Here is a 17,691-nt window from a genome sequence, read left to right on the forward strand (position 1 = left end):
ATCGGCCGTTTCGGTCTGAGTGGCGACGGGCGTAGATTCAGTGTGAGCGCCAGGATTGCACAATCGGTGCGGCAGGATAAAACCTAAAGCTAGGTTTAAGTCAACAACCAGTCAGCTGTTTTTAATACACCGGCGGGGGCTGGCTCAAGCCAATGTCGTGAACTCAAAGCAAGCCCCGCGCCGCAGTTCAGCGGCACGAGGCTGACTCAGGTGGAATCAGACCGACATCAGTTCACACGCAGAACATAGGACGTCATGGCGCTCACTTTGGGATCTTTGTGGCCATTGAGCTTATAAACATCACAAAACGCAAAGGTTTGCTCTCCCTCATCGGTGTTCATGCTGATCGTACCGTTCACCGATGCCTCCTTGCCGTGGGTGATGACGTGTTCAATGTTCAGCTTGGCGGGCTCCGCCCCCGCCATGGCTTCAAGGGCTTCCACAAATGCCGCTTTACCTCGAATATCCTGATCTCCGACGATGGTCCACTCGATATCATCCGTCACATGCTCCTTTAAGTAGGCAACATCGTTGTTGGCGAAGGCTTGGTTAAACTGTGTTAATACATTTTGCAATTCAGTCATTTGAACTCTCCAGTCAGTTATTGAGGCACCCGGGCTCAGACGGCTTAGCGAACAGGTCGGCGTGTAAGTTCAGGGCCTCTTCGCCGTGGCCATCAAAATTCAGATATGCATTGATGTGCATGTCGATTCTCCTTCGTTATAGCGTAATTAATGCCGGTCCGTTAGTTTCTGGCGCAGTCGTTCCTCCTGATCACGCAATTCTTGGGTAAAGGTTTCCCCAAAATCTTCCGCGGTATACAAGGGGCGTATCTCCACTTCAAAGCTGTCCCCTTCCGGGTTGGGAATACGACTGGCCCATTCCACGGCGGCATCCATGTTAGGGACCTCCCAGAGCCAGTAACCGGCAACGATCTCTTTGGTTTCGGCGAAGGGGCCGTCGCTGGTAAGTACCCGGCCATCACCGGAAAACGCCAATCGCACGCCTTCCGAGCTGGGTTTCAAACCCTCGCCGCTCAGCAAGATGCCAGCCTGATTTAGCTGCTCATTAAAATCGCCCATGGCGGACAACACCTGCTCGCCGGGCAAGACGCCGGCTTCGCTATCGGCGTTCGCTTTCATAAAGACCATACATTTCATACGCTGAGCTCCTTAGAAAAGTGTCTGTTCACCCCTTAGTCGAAAGCTGCCCTCTTGAATCGACAGAGATTTCGTAAAAAAGTGTAGAAATTTCGGTGTGCCTCCGTAGCGGTGGCACAAGCTCAACCCCGACAGGTATAGTTCGGTGCAGAAACACCGAGTAAGACGTCGTTTTCAAACTGAGAGACAAGGTGTATGCGTCCCATCTTTTTAGCTCTGGCAGTGATTCCTTCCGTATCAACGTTGGCCTCGGACGTGGATTGCAAGGATCCCATCACAACCATTGAGGTCAACGTGTGCAAAAATCGAGAAGTTGAGCGGGCGGAAGCGACGCTGGCCAAATACCTGCAGGCCAGCCTTGATCGGCATGAGGGTGAAACGGAGGTCGGGGCTCGGATTGAAGAGTCCCAAGAACGTTGGTTGGAATACCGCGCCGCTCATTGCGGCGCAATCTATGAGATGTGGATTCAGGGGACCATTCGGGGAGTTATGTACGGCCAGTGCCAGCTTGAGCTGACCCAAGTGCGCACCCACGAACTCTGGCGCGCCTATTTAACGTACATGGATTCAACCCCGCCCATTCTGCCCGAACCCGACGTCGCTGCATTGGATTAGACGTCCAGCTCCCGTATAGGCCGCACTTCGATACTGCCCACCCGTGCGGGAGGAATCCCGGCGGCGATGCGAATGGCCTCATCCAGATCGGTCGCTTCAATCATGTAGAAGCCGGCCAATTGCTCCTTGGTTTCAGCGAAAGGTCCGTCGGTAATGGACAATTGACCCTTACGGACGCGCACCGTGGTAGCGGTGGCTACCGGTGCCAAGGCCTGGCCGGCCAGCAGATGGCCGCTTTTCTCAAGAGTCTGAGCATAGGAAAAGCACTCGCTGTCCTCGGGGCTGTCGGGCAGGCTGTGCAGGTCATTTTCGTCGCTGTACACCAAGCATAGATATTTCATGGGCGATCTCCGTAAAGTGGCTTAAAAAAAGTGCGTATGTCTGCACGTCACACCTTTTGGTCGTTTGGAACTATACCAATTCGACACCTAGGCCCACTTATATCGTAAGACCGCCTCATTTTCTATAAACCCGCAGGACAGAGCTCCCGCGCGCCTGGCACTGTCACACCGCCTTACCCGGCCAAGCGCAGCTTCTTCATCCAAGATTTTCGCCCATTGTTTCGTGCACTTATCGGCTCAACCTTTTTCTGTTTCTCATACAAGAAGCGCAATACCGCACTCCGGCACTCGTTGTAATGCTGACTGTTAACCAGCTCCAACCGGTCTCTTGGCCGCTCCAGGTGTACCGGCAGGATTTCGCCAATGGTTGCCGCCGGGCCGTTGGTCATCATTACGATACGGTCAGACAGTAGCACCGCTTCGTCCACATCATGGGTGATCATGATTACGGTATTGCCGAGCGTGGACTGGATGTCCATGAGAGAGTCCTGCAAGTGTGCCCTGGTCAGTGCGTCGAGTGCGCCGAAGGGTTCATCCATCAGTAACACTTCGGGTTGCATGGCCAAAGCCCGGGCGATGCCCACTCTCTGTTTCATGCCACCCGAGAGCTCATCCGGTTTCTTGTGCAAGGCGTGAGTCATCTGCACCAGGGACAGATTATGCTCAATCCATTCGCGCATCTCGGCACGGCTTTTCTTTCCTCCGAATACCTGCCTGACGGCCAGCTCCACGTTTTGAAAGGCACTAAGCCATGGCAGCAGTGAATGGTTCTGAAACACTACCGATCTTTCCGGGCCCGGCGCGTTCACTTCGCGGCCATTAAGCACCACACCGCCCGTGGTGGCCTGATAAAGGCCCGCGACAATGTTTAGTACGGTGGATTTGCCACAACCGGAATGACCGATCAGCGACACAAATTCGCCTTTGGCAATTTTCAAATTCACGCCGTCCAGTGCAGAAAATGGTCCCTTCGGAGTGGGAAACTCCATTCCGACACCAGAAAGTTCAAGATGTACCTTGTTCATACTTTTCTCCAGAGCCCAACATCGTGCAGGCTTATTGCTAAGATGGTGATGGATCAACGAACCACCGCACTCTTGTCCCAGTTTATCCACCCTTGAATCAGCAGCATGAGTCGGTCCAGCAAAAACCCGACGAAACCAATCACTAAAACCGCCACACAGATCCGGCCCAACGAATTGGAGGAACCGTTCTGGAACTCATCCCAGACAAATTTACCCAAACCAGGATTTTGAGCGAGCATTTCGGCGGCGATGAGCACCATCCAGGCGATGCCCAGTGACAACCGTAAACCGGTAAAAATCATCGGGATCGCGGATGGCAGCACGATGGTTTTCACGTGCCTGAACCAGCCCAATCTCAACACCCTGCTGACATTCTGCAAATCTTTGCTAACGCCCGTCACCCCGACAGCGGTGTTGATGAGCGTCGGCCAAAGTGAACAAAGCGTGACGGTAATGACCGATACCACAAACGAGCGGGAAAACGCCGGATCGCTGGTGACATAGGTGGCGCTAACCACCAATGTCACCAAGGGCAACCAGGCCAAGGGAGAAACCGGTTTAAAGATCTGGATCATGGGGTTAATCGCCCGATACAGGTTTTGACTCAAACCGATAAGAATCCCCAAAGGCACAGCGATGAGCGTGGCCAGACCAAAGCCCACCAGTACCGTCCACAGGCTGGTGAATACCTGATCGATAAATGTCGGGCGACCAGTAAACTCTCTCCAGCGCACTTCGGCATTGGGATCCTGCGCCAGCCTCTCGGCATTGCGCACCTCCTGGCGTTCGTAAAAGGCCGTCGCCCGCGCTCGTTCACTTCGGTGCTCGTCCATCAGGTTGGCAGCCTGCTCCCACACCTGAACCGGGCCGGGAAAGGCACCGAGCGACGTATCGATTCTTTGCGCTCCCACATGCCAGATCATGAGAAAGATCAACAATCCAATGACCGGTGTTAGCGCCCCGACCAGGACGTTGCGCAATTGCTCGCCACTCCATCCGAAATGGTTGAGCTTTTTCAGGTTAGTTATGGCTGTGTGCATAGCTGCATCCTCTTGGGATTTGGTCCCGTGTATGAACGACCCTTACTGATCCGGGCTGCCCTTCAGACCAATGTCAAACTGATTGAGATACTGGTTCGGTGTACGGCCATCGAAACGAATGCCATCGATAAAAGACGTGTGATCGACAGACCTGTACCCCTGCTCACGTTCAAAATCGGGAAAGTCTTCTGGCGCCATCTTGCCGTCTTTAATCAGGGCTTCAGCGGCCTCTTGATAGACTTCCGGCAAAAAGACTTTTTTGGCCATGTCCGCGTACCAGGAATCTGGTTTGTCCTCGGGGATCTGCCCCCACCGTCGCATCTGGGTCAGATACCAGACGGCGTCAGAATAGAACGGATAAGTAGCGTGGTAGCGGAAGAATACATTGAAGTCCGGAGCCTGACGGACGTCGCCTTTTTCGAATTCAAAAATTCCCGTCATGCTGTTGGCTATCACTTCATAATCAGCACCCACGTAGTGAGAGCGTGAAATGATGCGTGCCGCTTCCTCCCTGTTGGCGTTGTTATTTTCGTCAAGCCACTTACCCGCACGGATCAATGCCTTCACTACACGGATGTGGGTATTGGGGTTTTCCTGCGCCCATTCGTTACTGACGCCAAACACTTTCTCAGCAATGTTGTTGCGAATATCGTAGTCAGTCACCACCGGCACGCCGATATCACGGAACACCGCCTGCTGGTTCCATGGCTCACCAACGCAGTAGCCATTTATGGTTCCCGCTTCCAGCGTGGCGGGCATCTGTGGCGGCGGGGTTACGGAAATCAAAACATCGGCATCAATCTGGCCAGATGTGTCACCGCTTTGCGGTGCGTAATAGCCTGGATGAATACCACCAGCGGCCAACCAGTAGCGCAGCTCATAGTTGTGCGTGGATACCGGAAAAACCATACCCATTCGAAATGGAGAACCACGCTCTTGAAAGCGGTTTATAACCGGCTGAAGATGCTCCGCACCGATGGGATGAATGGGCTTTCCATTTTCCCGCGGAACGCTCCCTTTCATGTCCTCCCACACAGCGTTAGAAACGGTACAGGCATTGCCGTTTAGGTCCATGGTAAAGGCCGTCACTACGTGCGCCTTGGTACCAAAACCAACGGTCGCACCCAGGGGCTGGCCCGCGAGCATATGCGCACCGTCCAACTCACCGTCGATGACCCGATCCAAAAGCACTTTCCAATTAGCTTGTGCCTCTAGTCTTACGAATAGGCCTTCGTCTTCAAAGTAACCTCGCTCGTACGCGATTGCCAAAGGCGCCATATCGGTAAGTTTAATAAAACCAAAGCGCAGATCTTCTTTTTCTGGAAGACCCACTGCGAATGATTTCGCGCTAACCGCAACAAGCGTCAATAGCATGCCGATTATCGACAACGAGATTTTCAACAATCCAGCGTTTTCTGAACTGCCGTTCAAGCGCAAACTTCTTGTAGCAGGGCGCATAGCGTGCTCCTAAAAAATTTTTGAGCGTTAGTACCGGCTACTATCCAAAATTTGGTAGCGGTCGGTTAATTGGGTCTGCCTTTGATTCACAACCAAGGGCGTGTAGTTTTTGTGCGCACAAGAAGGGCTATTCAAACTCTATGCCAAAGGCGATCTTTGGCGGAGAAAAACGGGGTTTTTTAGTAGAACGAGGAAATTTTGATTCGTTTTGCACTTTTGTGATACGTGCACCACTTCAACGCATCATTTTGATACAGGATTAAACGGGTCGGCGGTGCTTCAACGCATCGCACACAGAGGGATTGCTTGCGCTATTTTGATTCACTACCCAAGAGAATTGCTATTCCAACTCAGACAAGCGGCGCTCAAGAAAGCGCCTTTCCGGCTCGAGTCGAGTTAGGGTAAGTGCATGTTGGTAGGCAACCCGGGCTTCGGCTTTGCGACCGAGTTGTCGATAAAAGTCAGCGCGCGCGGCGTGGGCCAAGTGATATTGTTCCAACTCCCCGCGGGCAAGCAACGCATCCAAGAGCCGTAATCCTGACTCCACATCACCGGCCTTGGAAACCGCCACGGCTCGATTTAACTCAACCACCGGAGATGGACTGATGCGCAGCAGTACGTTGTAAAGCCCGACGATCTCCGCCCAGTCAGTCTGCTCCGGCGTAGCGGGCTCCGCGTGCAGTGCGGCGATGGCCGCTTGGAGGCTATAGGGGCCGACCGCGCCAGAACTCAGCGCCTCTCGTACCAGCGCACAGCCCTCTTCAATTTGAGCACGATTCCACAGTGATCGGTCCTGCTCATCCAAGCGTACAAGATCGCCAGCCTCATCTACCCGGGCGGCACGACGCGAGTCGTGCAACAGCATTAAGGCCAGCAGCCCGAGCACCTCCGGCTCTGGTATCAGCTCTCTTAATAGTCGACCCAAGCGAATGGCTTCGTCAGCCAAGTATTTACGTGTTACCGACTCTCCCGCTGAGGCTGAATAGCCTTCATTGAAGACCAAATACACCACCCGTAAAACCGAATTTAGGCGCTCTGGCAAGTCTACAGGTGTAGGGACTTCATACGGAATGCGGGCACTGCGAATCTTGGCTTTGGCACGCACAATGCGTTGCGCCAACGTGGTAGTGGACGTTAGAAATGCGCTGGCAATTTCTTCGGTGGTGAGGTCGCACACTTCACGCAGGGTTAAGGCGACTTGCGCCTCCGGAGCCAAACTGGGATGACAGCAGGTGAAGATCAATCGAAGCCGGTCATCGCCAATGCGGTCATCGTCTTCGAAGGGTTCGTTCTGATCGGCGTATAACCGTTGCGCTATATCGTCTTGAGAACGATCAAAACGCGCCCGGCGTCGAATATGATCGATGGCCTTAAAGCGACCCGTGGACACCAGCCAAGCACGTGGGTTGTCCGGTATGCCCTCTTTGGGCCATTGAACCAATGCAGCGGTAAATGCGTCGTGCAGCGCCTCTTCCGCCAATTCGAAATCACCCAACAAACGAATCAACGTCGCCAGAACCCGGCGCGATTCGGTCCGGTATATCTTCTCCAGGGCGGTTTGTTGCTCGTTCATACGAGTATCCGAAGGCGCCTCGAACTAGCGTCTCGAACGAGACGCTCAGCAGGAGTCAGAAGCGATAATCCAGATTCACCCCAAACGTTCCAAAGTTATGGCCGTCGCTGTGTACCAGGCTACGGTATTCGAAGTTGACACTCAGGTGTTCGTCCATAAAAAACCCGACGCCAAGACCGTAGGAAGGACCGGAGAAAGTTTGGCTCCGCACCAAGAGTGTTTCCTGGGGCTCCGAGCCGCTGAGTACGGTTACGCGAGTACCCATCTGGGCATAGCCCAGGAGCGCGTAGAGCCTGGCGGTTTCATTCACTAATTCCGGACGGTAATAGAGGGCGGAGGTGGTTCTCAGCTCCCGATCAAACTGCGCTATTTGAGGGTTTTCCGCCACAGCGGCCATTAGGCGCTCCGACTCCGCGTCAGTGTCGTCTCTCAAGCCCACGCCAGCACGTAACTCAAAGCCCAGCGCCGCGTGGTACTTGTAGCCACCAATGAGCTCCAACAAGGGCAAGCTGGCATCTTCAAACACCGTGCCGCCATCGCCTGACACCACCGAGCCGCCGATACCGGCATAAAATCCACGTTCAAAGTCCGCCCACACCGGAGCGGCCAAGAGTACGCTCATCAACAGAGCGGGTACAAACTTCTTCATAAGCGGGTTCCTTTCGTACGGCAAGCCAAGCGTCATGCGGCAAGCACAGGCTGCTGAAAACTATTTACCGAGCCGCTGCGGTGTGTGGCGACACACTGCCCAGCGGTTTTTTTCACGCCAGCCAGTATCTCACAGACCGCCGAATCGGCAAGCGCTCCAAGTGGCAATTCGCGCCCATAAAAAAACCCGGCAGGGCCGGGTTTTCGAGAGCTGCCCACCTTGGAGCGGTGGGCGCAAGTCAATTTACTTGATCTTGCCTTCTTTATAGATCACGTGCTTGCGAACCACGGGATCGAATTTTTTGATTTCCATTTTCTCAGGCATATTCCGCTTGTTTTTGTCGGTCGTGTAAAAGTGACCGGTGCCCGCGGTGGAGTTCAAACGAATCTTGTCGCGCATGGGAATATCTCCTAATTAAACTTTTTCGCCGCGAGCGCGGATGTCGGCCAGCACAGACTCGATGCCGCGCTTATCAATAACACGCATGCCCTTGGAGGATACACGCAGCTTCACAAAGCGCTTCTCGGCTTCTACCCAAAAGCGGTGGCTGTGCAGATTGGGCAAAAAACGACGCTTGGTGTGGTTTTTTGCGTGAGAAACGTTGTTTCCGGTAATCGGGCGCTTGCCGGTTACCTGACATACCTTGGACATGGTCTTGCCTCGTCAATAATTTGAGCGCGCTGCGCTGCGGGTTCAGCCTTAAAACAGGCCCCACAGCCCGGCACTTGGGGTGTATGAGCAGCCTATTCTTTCCTGTTCGCGGCCTTTTGGCAGGGCAGTCGAGGCGCTGGACGCCGACGCCGGATACAAGCCGGCCGCAGAGAGCCGCGTTTTATACCAAAACAGGCCGGCAATAGCAACGATAGGATGCGTTTTTGCCGTTTTTTGTGCGTCCGAGCCGGTATTGGCCGCCGAGATCACAGCCAGCCCCGCTCCGCAAAAGACACCACCTCGCCATCCCCCACCACCATATGATCCAGAACCCGCACCCCCACCAGATCCAGAGCCTGCTGTAACCGCTCGGTGATACGGCGGTCGGCCCCGCTGGGTTCCGCCACGCCTGAGGGGTGATTGTGGGCCAGAATCACGGCCGCCGCGTTGCGGGACAGGGCTTCTTTGACCACCTCCCGCGGGTAGACACTGGCGCCATCGATGGTGCCGAAGAACAGCTCTTCGTAGGCCAGCAGGCGGTGTTGATTGTCCAGAAACAGGACCGCGAATACTTCCTGGCGCCGATGCCGCAGCTGGCTACTCAGGTAGCTCCGCACCAGGTCCGGACTGGTAAGCAGGTCGCCAGCGGTCATGCTGGCAGACAAATGCCGGCGCCCCATTTCCAGGACGGCCTGCAGCTGCGCGTATTTGGCGGGCCCCAAGCCCTCGCCGGAGCAAAAGGCGTCTTGGTCGGCCTCCAGTAGCGGCCGCAAGCCGTTGAAGCGGACAAGCAGGTCCCGCGCCAGATCCACGGCGGACTTGCCGGCACAGCCGGTGCGCAGAAAAATGGCGAGAAGTTCGGCATCGGAAAGGGCACTGGGGCCGCGGGTGAGCAGCTTTTCCCGGGGGCGTTCCGCCTCCGGCCATTGGGCAATGGACATAACAACCTCCTTGTTGGCGTGTTCTATATAGTAATAACGATCCTCGCGACAACTCAAGTGCTTCGTAAGCAAGTCCTCGGGCCGCACAGGGTGAGTGTTCAGCAAACGTCGTGAACCCCTCCATGGGGACTGCCTCACAAGGTCCCTCTTGCGAGGCTTGCTGAACACCCACCCCGCACGCCCCCGCAGCTTCAAGTTACCGAGATCTCCCCCCCTCAACTCCACCCGCTGCATTCATTCAGCGACAGCGGGGAGTCCAGGGTAAAGAATGACTCACTGGCGGCGACGGGGGCGATTCGCAGGAGGCTTTTCGAAACTCTCACAAGAGGGACCTTGTGGGAGAGCCCCCATGGATGGGTTTACGGCGTTTTCGAAAAGCCTCCTGCGAATTGCCCGGGATAACCTTACGAAGAGCATCACCTGAACCTACGTTTTTGTGCCGCTGACGGTAAAAACCGCTGCCGAATTCCCACGCCCGATTGCAGTCCGGGTGGAGACTCTGGCGTAGAGAATGGTATCTTAGCGCTTTCCAGTCAAGCCCTTGCGGACGGCCTCCATGAGCTCACTGACCAACAAGCAAATTCTGCTGGGTATCACCGGCGGAATTGCCGCCTATAAAAGCGCCGAGCTGGTGCGTCGTCTGAAAGAGCGCGGCGCTCAGGTTCGCGTGGTGATGACCCAATCAGCCCAGGAATTCATTACCCCGCTTACGCTCCAGGCACTGTCCGGCAACCCCGTGCACACCGACTTGCTGGACACCCAGGCGGAAGCGGCCATGGGCCATATTGAACTGGCCCGCTGGGCGGATTTGATCCTGGTAGCCCCGGCCAGCGCGAATTTCATCGCCCGCCTGAGTGAAGGTCGGGGTGAGGACCTGTTAAGCACCTTGTGTCTGGCCACCACGGCGCCTGTTGCTGTGGCTCCGGCGATGAACCAGGGCATGTGGCAAAATCCCGCTACTCAGGACAATATGAGCCGCTTGCTCAGCCGCGGCGTGCGTGTGATGGGCCCCGCTCAGGGTAGCCAAGCCTGCGGCGAAACGGGGCCGGGGCGCATGTTGGAGCCCGACCAATTGGCGGATGCATCCGCCGAACTGTTCACCACCGGCAGCCTGAGCGGTAAACGTGTGGTGATCACTGCCGGCCCAACCCGCGAAGCCATAGACCCGGTACGTTATTTGAGCAATCACAGCTCCGGCAAGATGGGCTACGCTTTAGCGGCAGCCGCCGCCGAAGCGGGGGCAGAGGTCGTGCTTATCAGTGGCCCGACCCAGTTGACGGCACCGGAGAGAGTTAACCTGGTCAATGTTGTCAGCGCTCAAGAAATGTACGATGCCAGTCTCACACACGCACAAGGCTGTGACCTCTTTATCGGCGCCGCTGCCGTGGCCGATTACCGCCCCGAAACAGTATCCAACCAGAAGTTGAAAAAAGGCGCAGACGACCAAATGACGCTGACCCTGATAAAGAACCCCGATATTGTCGCCGCCGTGGCCCAATTAACACCCAAGCCCTACACTCTGGGCTTTGCTGCTGAAAGTGAGAACCTGCTCGAGCATGCCCGCGCCAAGCTGGAGCGCAAGCAGCTGGAGGCCGTGGTGGCCAATGACATTACCGCCGAGGGCATCGGCTTCAACAGCGACAATAACGCCGTGATCCTGCTTGACCGTACCAGCCGTATCGAGTTGGATCAGCGCAGTAAAGCGCAGCTGGCGCGCGATCTCATTGCCCTGATTGCCCAGCGCATGCCCTGAGGAAAAAGAACTAAAAACAGTTATCATAGGCCGCGCACGTGCGGCCGGAGAGGCCAACACGAACCACTTGGGGACAGGCGTGGCGAAAGCAAAATCAAATAAGCGAGCGGCCAAATCGACCAACCGCGCACACTTAAAACTGCTCAGTCTTCTGGTTGTTGGGGTACTGATCTTCAACGCACTACTCGGCTATTGGCTCTACGAGCGCATGGTTGTAGAAGTGGAGCGAGAGCGCTTGCAAGCGCTGACAGAGCAGGAAGCGCAAAGCCGCGCCCGCTTGGTGCAATTGCACCTGAACGACTTACGCGAGCGCATGGCCGTCGCTGCGCAAACACCGGGACTGGAACAGGCCATCGCCGAGCCAGATCCGGAGTTACGCGCCGACTTTGCCAAAGATCTCGAGGGACAATTTCCCAGCCCGCTCGCGGTGCGCTTAATTCCCCGAGGCAGCGCCCAGCTGGAGCGCGACCATGAAGCGCCGATTCGCTTCGCGGAGCTGGATCTGATCCGCCGTGCCGAGCGCCGCGATACGACCCACCCGGAGATGGCGAGGGTGGAAAACGAATGGCAATTGCACCTCATCAAACCCTTGCCCACGGACAGTGCCCAGCCAGTCACTGCAACTCTGCTGGTTACTCTTGATGCCGGTGAAATGCGCACCCAATTGACCCCCGGCGACCCCGACCTCGGGCAAACCCGGCTGCTTCAGCAAATTTCTGGCAGCGGAAACCAGCTCTTGGCTCAACGCGGTTTTGGGCTGGATAGCCCCACTCACGAAGTAGCCATACCCAACAGCCACTGGCGTCTGGCGTTCACCCCCTCTGAAGCCCTGACTCTCCAGGCCCAGGAATTACCCGGCCTGTGGCTGTTAATCATGGCCGCCACCACAGGTGGCGGGCTGGCAATTGCCTGGTTTGCCAGTCGGCTGCTCACGCGGGAGCGGGGGCGCACCTCTGAGGTGTCGCCCGCCAGCATCCCTGCGTCGAGCAATAAAGAGACTGGGCGCAAGCAGGAGGAATCGAATCAGGATCTCACCAACCCGCTGTACCACGACCAGGACATTCTGGATATCACGGTGGCCGATGAAGACGAAGACATTCTGGGGCTGGATACCTCGGACACCAGAAGCGCGGCCAAACCCACCCCTGCGCCCGCTCAATCTCTCGAGTTTTCGAGTGAGATTTTCCGCTCCTACGACATTCGAGGGCTGGCCAACAGTCAACTGACCCTGGAGCTGGCGGAGCACATTGGCCGGGCTCTGGGCAGCGAAGCCCAGGAGCAGGGCGAAACCCACATGATCGTAGCCCGCGATGGCCGCAGCCACAGCCCGGAGCTGAGCCGTCAACTGATCAAAGGCATCACTCAGACGGGTTGTCACGTCATTGATTTGGGTATCGTTCCCTCTCCGCTGATGTATTTCGCCACCGAGCACCTCAGCGACACCAACAGTGGCGTTATGGTAACGGCGAGTCACAACCCGGCTGAGTACAACGGTTTTAAAATGATCATTAACGGCGTGACACTGGCCGACGAAGCCGTGCAGGACATTCGCGCCCGGGTCAGCCGCCAGCAGTATCTTCAAGGCGCGGGTGAGACGGAAAGCCGAGACATAGTGCCCGCGTATATCGAGCGCATTTTCTCCGATGTGGCCCTGATGGGAGAAGTCTCCATCGTCATTGACGCCGGCAATGCGGTCACTGGCATAGTGGCTCCCCAGCTGTTCGAAGAATTGGGCTGCCACGTCACACCGCTTTATTGCGACTTAGATGGCACCTTTCCGAACCACGACCCCGACCCCACCCAGGAAAAAAACCTGCGCGATTTAATCGACAAGGTTCAGGAGGTCAACGCCGATGTGGGCGTTGCTTTCGATGGCGACGGCGATCGTTTAGTCGTAGTGACCCCCAAAGGCCGGATTATCTGGCCCGACCACCTGCTGATGTTGTTCGCCCGAGACATTCTCTCTCGCCACCCTGGTGCCGACGTGGTGTTCGACGTGAAGTGCTCGCGACAACTGAATCAGTTAATCACCAGCTACGGCGGCCGTCCCATTATGTGGAAGACCGGCCACTCACCCATGAAATCAAAAATGGTGGAAACCGGCGCTCTGATCGGTGGTGAATACTCAGGTCACATCTTTATCAAAGACCGCTGGTACGGTTTCGACGACGGCATGTACACCATGGCCCGTTTACTGGAAATTATCACCCTACGGGACCAGGGCATTGATGAAGCCTTTGAGGCGTTCCCCGTCTTACCTTCCACACCGGAGTTGAAAATTCCCGTAGCGGAAAAAGACAAATTCGCCTTAGTGGAAAAGCTGATTAAAGAGGGCGATTTTAAAAACGGCAAGGCTTCGACCATCGACGGCCTGAAAGTGGATTTCGACAAAGGCTGGGGCCTGGTTCGGGCTTCCAACACCTCCGCCGCATTAACCCTGCGCTTTGAAGCCGAAAGCGAAACCGCACTCAAAACCATTCAACAATTATTCAAACGCGAACTGCTGAAAGTAGACAGCAGCTTGCCAATCGATTTTTAAGGAATACTCCATGTCACTCTCCCGCGACCGCGCCATGAACATCGCCCAAGTACTCACTGAAGCACTGCCCTACATTCAGCGCTTCACCAACAAAACCATTGTGATCAAATTTGGCGGCAACGCCATGGTCGACGAGCAACTGCAAAACAGCTTTGCCCGCGACATTGTGCTGATGAAACTGGTGGGCATGAACCCCATTGTGGTGCACGGAGGGGGGCCACAAATTGGTCAATTGTTGGAAAAGCTCAACATCAAGTCGGAATTTATCGACGGCATGCGCGTGACCGACAGTGAAACCATGGACGTGGTGGAAATGGTGCTCGGTGGTACGGTCAACAAACAAATTGTCAGCCTAATCAATCGCAACGGCGGCCACGCTATTGGCATTACCGGCAAAGACGGCCAAATGATCCGCGCCCGAAAACTCTCCGCCACGCGTAAATCGCCGGGCCTGCAGGCCACGGAAATTATCGACATAGGCCATGTGGGCGAAGTGGCTTCCATCGACACCTCGGTGATAGAAACACTCACCAACAGCAATTTTATTCCTGTGATTGCGCCCATCGGCGTGGGCTCAGACGGTGCCAGTTACAACATCAACGCCGATTTGGTCGCCGGTAAAATTGCCGAAGTGGTGCGCGCAGAGAAGTTGATGCTGCTGACCAACGTGGCAGGCCTACAGAACAAATCGGGCGAAGTGCTTACGGGTTTAACCACCAGCCAGGTGGATGGCCTGATTGAAGATGGCACTATTTATGGGGGTATGCTCCCTAAAATCAGCTGCGCCCTGGATGCCGTCAAAGGTGGCGTAACCAGCGCTCACATTATCGATGGGCGTGTTGCCCATGCGGTTTTGCTGGAAATCTTTACTGATGTGGGCGTGGGTACTCTTATTAGCAACAAGCCGCAGCGCTAATTAGCAACAAACCGCAGCGCTAACTAGTAACAAGTCGCAGCGATAATCAGCCATAAACCCCAGCGTTGATCAGGCCCTAGCCCCAGCGGTGAATTTCCTTATTGAAGCACGGCGCAGATCCAGATAGGATTGCCTTTGGCGCGCAATTGCGCGCCATGCGGTACTGGCCCTATCTGAACAGCTGATTGAGCACTATGAGTAAACCAAGCAATAAAGTGTCCCGCCGCCAGCAGATCCTGGAATCATTGGCGCGCATGCTGGAGGCAAGCCCCGGAGCACGTATTACTACCGCAGCCCTGGCTCGGGAAGTAGGCGTTTCCGAAGCGGCTCTGTACCGTCACTTCCCCAGTAAATCCAAGATGTTTGAAGGTCTAATCGAGTTTATCGAAGAGACCATCTTCACCCGGATCTCCCTGATCCTGGCCGAGGAACCGGCGGCATTGCGCCGGTGCGAAAAAATTCTGCTCTTGTTATTGACCTTTACTGAGCGCAACCCAGGCATCACGCGATTGCTCACCGGCGACGCACTGACCGGGGAGACCGAGCGCCTGCGTAATCGGGTCGCTCAGTTGTTCGAACGGCTGGAAACACAATTGAAACAAATTTTGCGGGAAGCGGAGTTGCGTGAGGGCTTGCGCCCCAACCTGCCTCTGTCTGCCGCCGCGAATTTGTTGATGGCCTGCGCCGAAGGGCGAATCACCCAGTTTGTGCGCAGTGAGTTCCGGCGCTCGCCCACTGAGTATTGGGCGGATCAGTGGCCGGTAGTCATTGAAGGGTTAATGCGTGAGCAGCAGTTGCAACCGGTGACTGGATAGCCGCTAATTCCTCTGGCTTTGTAACTCTTTAAAGCGAGCAATATCCCGCTCAAAGCTCGCTTCGGTTTCCCGATACTCGACCTTGCGCTGTTCAATCTGATCCAGCAGCTCTTCTTCTTCGCGCGTCAAGGTGGCGAGATTTTCCAGAACGCTTTCGGAAACCTCTCTACCGCTGCGTTCCATACTGGCGGCGCGCATCTCCAACGTCCTCGTACGCGTGCGCACACCGCTCACATTGCCTTCTAATATATCAATATTGCTCTGCAGTGTTGTTAACCGTCTGTTCTTCGCGGAACGAATATCGTCCACCGTACTGTAGCGACGGCGCAGCTCGGCGTCATACTGTTCCTGCTCTTCCGCAAGTCGCCTTTCCTCCGCCCGGCGTTCCCGCTCTTCTCTGCTGGGCGTCGGCTCCACGGTACGAACCACGGTGCCGCTAATGGTCACCACTTCGTACCCTTTGGATACGTATTCAGGCGGAATGCGATCATTGATCACTGTGACACCGCGTTCGTTGGTGTAGCGGTAGTACACCTGATCGGAAGCCCAAGCTCCGTTAGCGGCTACCAGGGCCACGGAAAGCACCATGGCTAGGTGGAAATTATTCATTGGCCTATTCTCTAATTATTCGTCTATTCGTCAACGCCGTAAGTGGACCGGTAGGTGCCTATGGATTCCACCAAAGACTCCTGGCCGCCCTGTTGAATCAGATAGTCGACAATATGGTCAAGCTTGATAATGCTGATCACCGGAATACCGTACGTTTGTTCGACCTCCCGGATGGCGGAAATTTCCCCTTGTCCGCGCTCCTGCCGGTTCAGGCCGATCAACACCGCCGCCGGTTGCGCACCAGCCTCGGCAATCACCCCCATCACCTCTCGTACCGCCGTACCCGCAGTGATCACGTCATCCACAATCACCACCCGGCCACGTAAAGGCGCACCGACCAGGGAGCCACCTTCGCCGTGATCCTTGGCCTCCTTTCGATTGTAGCAGTAGGGTAAATCTCTGCCATGTCGGTCGGCGAGAGCGATGGCGGTACTGGCGGCCAGAGGGATGCCTTTATAGGCGGGGCCGAAGATCATGTCGGCCTCCACGCCGGAGGACGCCAAGGCCTGGGCGTAGCAGCGACCCAGTTCCGCCAGTGCCCGGCCGGTCTGGAAACGGCCGGCATTGAAAAAGTAGGGACTGGTGCGCCCCGACTTCAAAATAAACTCACCAAACCCAAGCGCCTGGTGCTCTAGTGCCAATTCAATAAACTGGCGCTGGTATGTTTCCATGCAAACTTCCCGTGAATGAGCTAGATTAAGACATTAGTCCAGCTAAGACGTTTTTCTACTGTCTGGCGTCCAATAAGACCGTATGAACCTGAATTTACCCGCGAGTTAACACAAAACTCGCAGGCTCGGGTATCATACACAGTCCATAATAAAGGGGCTAACATGAGAGTTATCAGTCTTAGCGTCGACGGCGTTTTTCAAGCAGCACAGCGTGGCCTGTTCGATTGGCTGGATAGCCAGGATGCCGACGTTATCTGCTTGCAGGACCTTCGCGCCCTGGAACCCGAATTGGATAACCCAGTGTTTCACCTGGACGGCTATTTTGCCTACTTTTTCGATTCAGGGACAGAACACTACAACGGCGTCGCCATTTATACCCGCAAACAACCCAAGGCGTTGATTTACGGCCTTGGCTTTGCTTCCGGCGTGGATATGGAAGGCCGCTACCTGCAGGTGGACTATGAGCAGTTGAGCATTGGCTCCCTGCTGGCTCCGGGCGCCACCTCGGCCGCCGAATCTCAGGAAGTCAAAATCAAATTTTTTGACGATATGCAGGCCCACCTGGAAAAAATTACCCGTAAACGACGGGAATTCATCTTTTGTGGCAACTGGGCCATGGCGCACACACCGCGCGATGTCACTAACAGCGACGCCAATGAGCACGAATCTGGATTTTTACCCCACGAGCGCCAGTGGTTAAGCCAGGTTTATAATCAGATTGGTTACGTGGATGCCTTCCGCAAAGCCAACAAAGATGCCGATGAGTACAGTTGGTGGCCAAGTGGCACGATCAATGAAGGCGATGGCTGGCGCACGGACTTTCAAGTGGTATCCAGCCCCATTGGTCATCGGGTGGAGCATGCCGCCATTTACAAAATTCAGCAGTTTTCCAGCCACCTGCCGGTCATCATCGATTACGATCTGGAGCTGTGACG

General features: G+C 55.5%; 19 protein-coding genes. 6 read left to right on the top strand and 13 right to left on the bottom strand.

All coding sequences use genetic code 11. The features are described from left to right. Positions 1 to 227 precede the first annotated feature (227 nt). Together RBH33_RS08300 and RBH33_RS08305 are read right to left on the bottom strand one after the other, a co-directional pair. Positions 228 to 584 (bottom strand): nuclear transport factor 2 family protein, encoded by a 357-nt coding sequence (locus RBH33_RS08300; protein ID WP_306731692.1) that lies wholly within the window; start codon positions 582 to 584, stop codon positions 228 to 230. A gap of 147 nt (positions 585 to 731) precedes the next feature. Then, entirely contained in the window at positions 732 to 1,160 is a 429-nt protein-coding gene (locus RBH33_RS08305) for a YciI family protein (protein WP_306731693.1), read from the bottom strand. Positions 1,161 to 1,355: 195 nt separating this feature from the next. Here RBH33_RS08305 and RBH33_RS08310 point away from each other — a divergent pair, with 195 nt between their 5' ends. Then, complete coding sequence (locus tag RBH33_RS08310) at positions 1,356 to 1,775, top strand: lysozyme inhibitor LprI family protein (protein ID WP_306731694.1); 420 nt, start codon at positions 1,356 to 1,358, stop codon at positions 1,773 to 1,775. On the opposite strand, the gene RBH33_RS08315 is transcribed toward RBH33_RS08310, so the two are convergent. From RBH33_RS08315 to radC, 9 genes are all read right to left on the bottom strand, one after another. Further along, a complete protein-coding gene (locus RBH33_RS08315) occupies positions 1,772 to 2,116 on the bottom strand; it encodes a YciI family protein (RefSeq protein ID WP_306731695.1) in 345 nt (114 codons plus the stop codon). The two genes, RBH33_RS08310 and RBH33_RS08315, sit on opposite strands and share 4 nt — an antisense overlap. 173 nt (positions 2,117 to 2,289) lie before the next feature. Continuing rightward, complete coding sequence (locus tag RBH33_RS08320) at positions 2,290 to 3,141, bottom strand: ABC transporter ATP-binding protein (protein WP_306731696.1); 852 nt, start codon at positions 3,139 to 3,141, stop codon at positions 2,290 to 2,292. Between the two features lie 53 nt (positions 3,142 to 3,194). Continuing rightward, positions 3,195 to 4,181 carry an ABC transporter permease gene (locus tag RBH33_RS08325; protein WP_306731697.1) on the bottom strand — a complete coding sequence of 329 codons (987 nt, stop codon included), beginning with the start codon at positions 4,179 to 4,181 and terminating at the stop codon, positions 3,195 to 3,197. Between the two features lie 42 nt (positions 4,182 to 4,223). Beyond that, entirely contained in the window at positions 4,224 to 5,555 is a 1,332-nt protein-coding gene (locus RBH33_RS08330) for a CmpA/NrtA family ABC transporter substrate-binding protein (RefSeq protein WP_306731757.1), read from the bottom strand. Between the two features lie 424 nt (positions 5,556 to 5,979). Further along, positions 5,980 to 7,212, bottom strand: coding sequence for an RNA polymerase sigma factor (locus tag RBH33_RS08335; protein WP_306731698.1), 1,233 nt, complete (start codon positions 7,210 to 7,212; stop codon positions 5,980 to 5,982). A gap of 55 nt (positions 7,213 to 7,267) precedes the next feature. Further along, complete coding sequence (locus RBH33_RS08340) at positions 7,268 to 7,861, bottom strand: outer membrane beta-barrel protein (RefSeq protein ID WP_306731699.1); 594 nt, start codon at positions 7,859 to 7,861, stop codon at positions 7,268 to 7,270. A 243-nt stretch (positions 7,862 to 8,104) separates the two neighbouring features. Continuing rightward, a complete protein-coding gene (gene rpmG, locus RBH33_RS08345) occupies positions 8,105 to 8,260 on the bottom strand; it encodes a 50S ribosomal protein L33 (RefSeq protein ID WP_306731700.1) in 156 nt (51 codons plus the stop codon). 15 nt (positions 8,261 to 8,275) lie between these two features. Further along, positions 8,276 to 8,512 carry a 50S ribosomal protein L28 gene (rpmB, locus tag RBH33_RS08350; protein ID WP_306731701.1) on the bottom strand — a complete coding sequence of 79 codons (237 nt, stop codon included), beginning with the start codon at positions 8,510 to 8,512 and terminating at the stop codon, positions 8,276 to 8,278. A 266-nt stretch (positions 8,513 to 8,778) separates the two neighbouring features. Beyond that, positions 8,779 to 9,453 carry a RadC family protein gene (gene radC / locus RBH33_RS08355; RefSeq protein ID WP_306731702.1) on the bottom strand — a complete coding sequence of 225 codons (675 nt, stop codon included), beginning with the start codon at positions 9,451 to 9,453 and terminating at the stop codon, positions 8,779 to 8,781. A gap of 556 nt (positions 9,454 to 10,009) precedes the next feature. On the opposite strand from radC, the gene coaBC reads away from it, so the two are divergent. The 4 genes from coaBC to slmA all read left to right on the top strand — a co-directional run bounded on the left by coaBC (position 10,010) and on the right by slmA (position 15,476). Next, on the top strand, positions 10,010 to 11,206 hold the full coding sequence (coaBC, locus tag RBH33_RS08360) for a bifunctional phosphopantothenoylcysteine decarboxylase/phosphopantothenate--cysteine ligase CoaBC (protein ID WP_306731703.1): 1,197 nt from the start codon (positions 10,010 to 10,012) through the stop codon (positions 11,204 to 11,206). Between the two features lie 79 nt (positions 11,207 to 11,285). Next, entirely contained in the window at positions 11,286 to 13,745 is a 2,460-nt protein-coding gene (locus tag RBH33_RS08365; RefSeq protein ID WP_306731704.1) for a phosphomannomutase/phosphoglucomutase, read from the top strand. 10 nt (positions 13,746 to 13,755) lie between these two features. Continuing rightward, entirely contained in the window at positions 13,756 to 14,661 is a 906-nt protein-coding gene (gene argB / locus RBH33_RS08370; RefSeq protein WP_306731705.1) for an acetylglutamate kinase, read from the top strand. Positions 14,662 to 14,855: 194 nt separating this feature from the next. Continuing rightward, positions 14,856 to 15,476 (top strand): nucleoid occlusion factor SlmA, encoded by a 621-nt coding sequence (gene slmA, locus RBH33_RS08375; protein ID WP_306731706.1) that lies wholly within the window; start codon positions 14,856 to 14,858, stop codon positions 15,474 to 15,476. 3 nt (positions 15,477 to 15,479) lie between these two features. On the opposite strand, the gene RBH33_RS08380 is transcribed toward slmA, so the two are convergent. Together RBH33_RS08380 and pyrE are read right to left on the bottom strand one after the other, a co-directional pair. After that, positions 15,480 to 16,085 (bottom strand): hypothetical protein, encoded by a 606-nt coding sequence (locus RBH33_RS08380; protein WP_306731707.1) that lies wholly within the window; start codon positions 16,083 to 16,085, stop codon positions 15,480 to 15,482. Between the two features lie 23 nt (positions 16,086 to 16,108). Then, positions 16,109 to 16,756, bottom strand: coding sequence for an orotate phosphoribosyltransferase (gene pyrE, locus RBH33_RS08385; protein WP_306731708.1), 648 nt, complete (start codon positions 16,754 to 16,756; stop codon positions 16,109 to 16,111). A gap of 162 nt (positions 16,757 to 16,918) precedes the next feature. Here pyrE and RBH33_RS08390 point away from each other — a divergent pair, with 162 nt between their 5' ends. Then, a complete protein-coding gene (locus tag RBH33_RS08390) occupies positions 16,919 to 17,689 on the top strand; it encodes an exodeoxyribonuclease III (protein ID WP_306731709.1) in 771 nt (256 codons plus the stop codon). Positions 17,690 to 17,691 lie beyond the last annotated feature (2 nt).

This window comes from Marinimicrobium hydrolyticum, assembly GCF_030848505.1.
In the GTDB taxonomy this organism is placed as follows: domain Bacteria; phylum Pseudomonadota; class Gammaproteobacteria; order Pseudomonadales; family Cellvibrionaceae; genus JAVDDU01.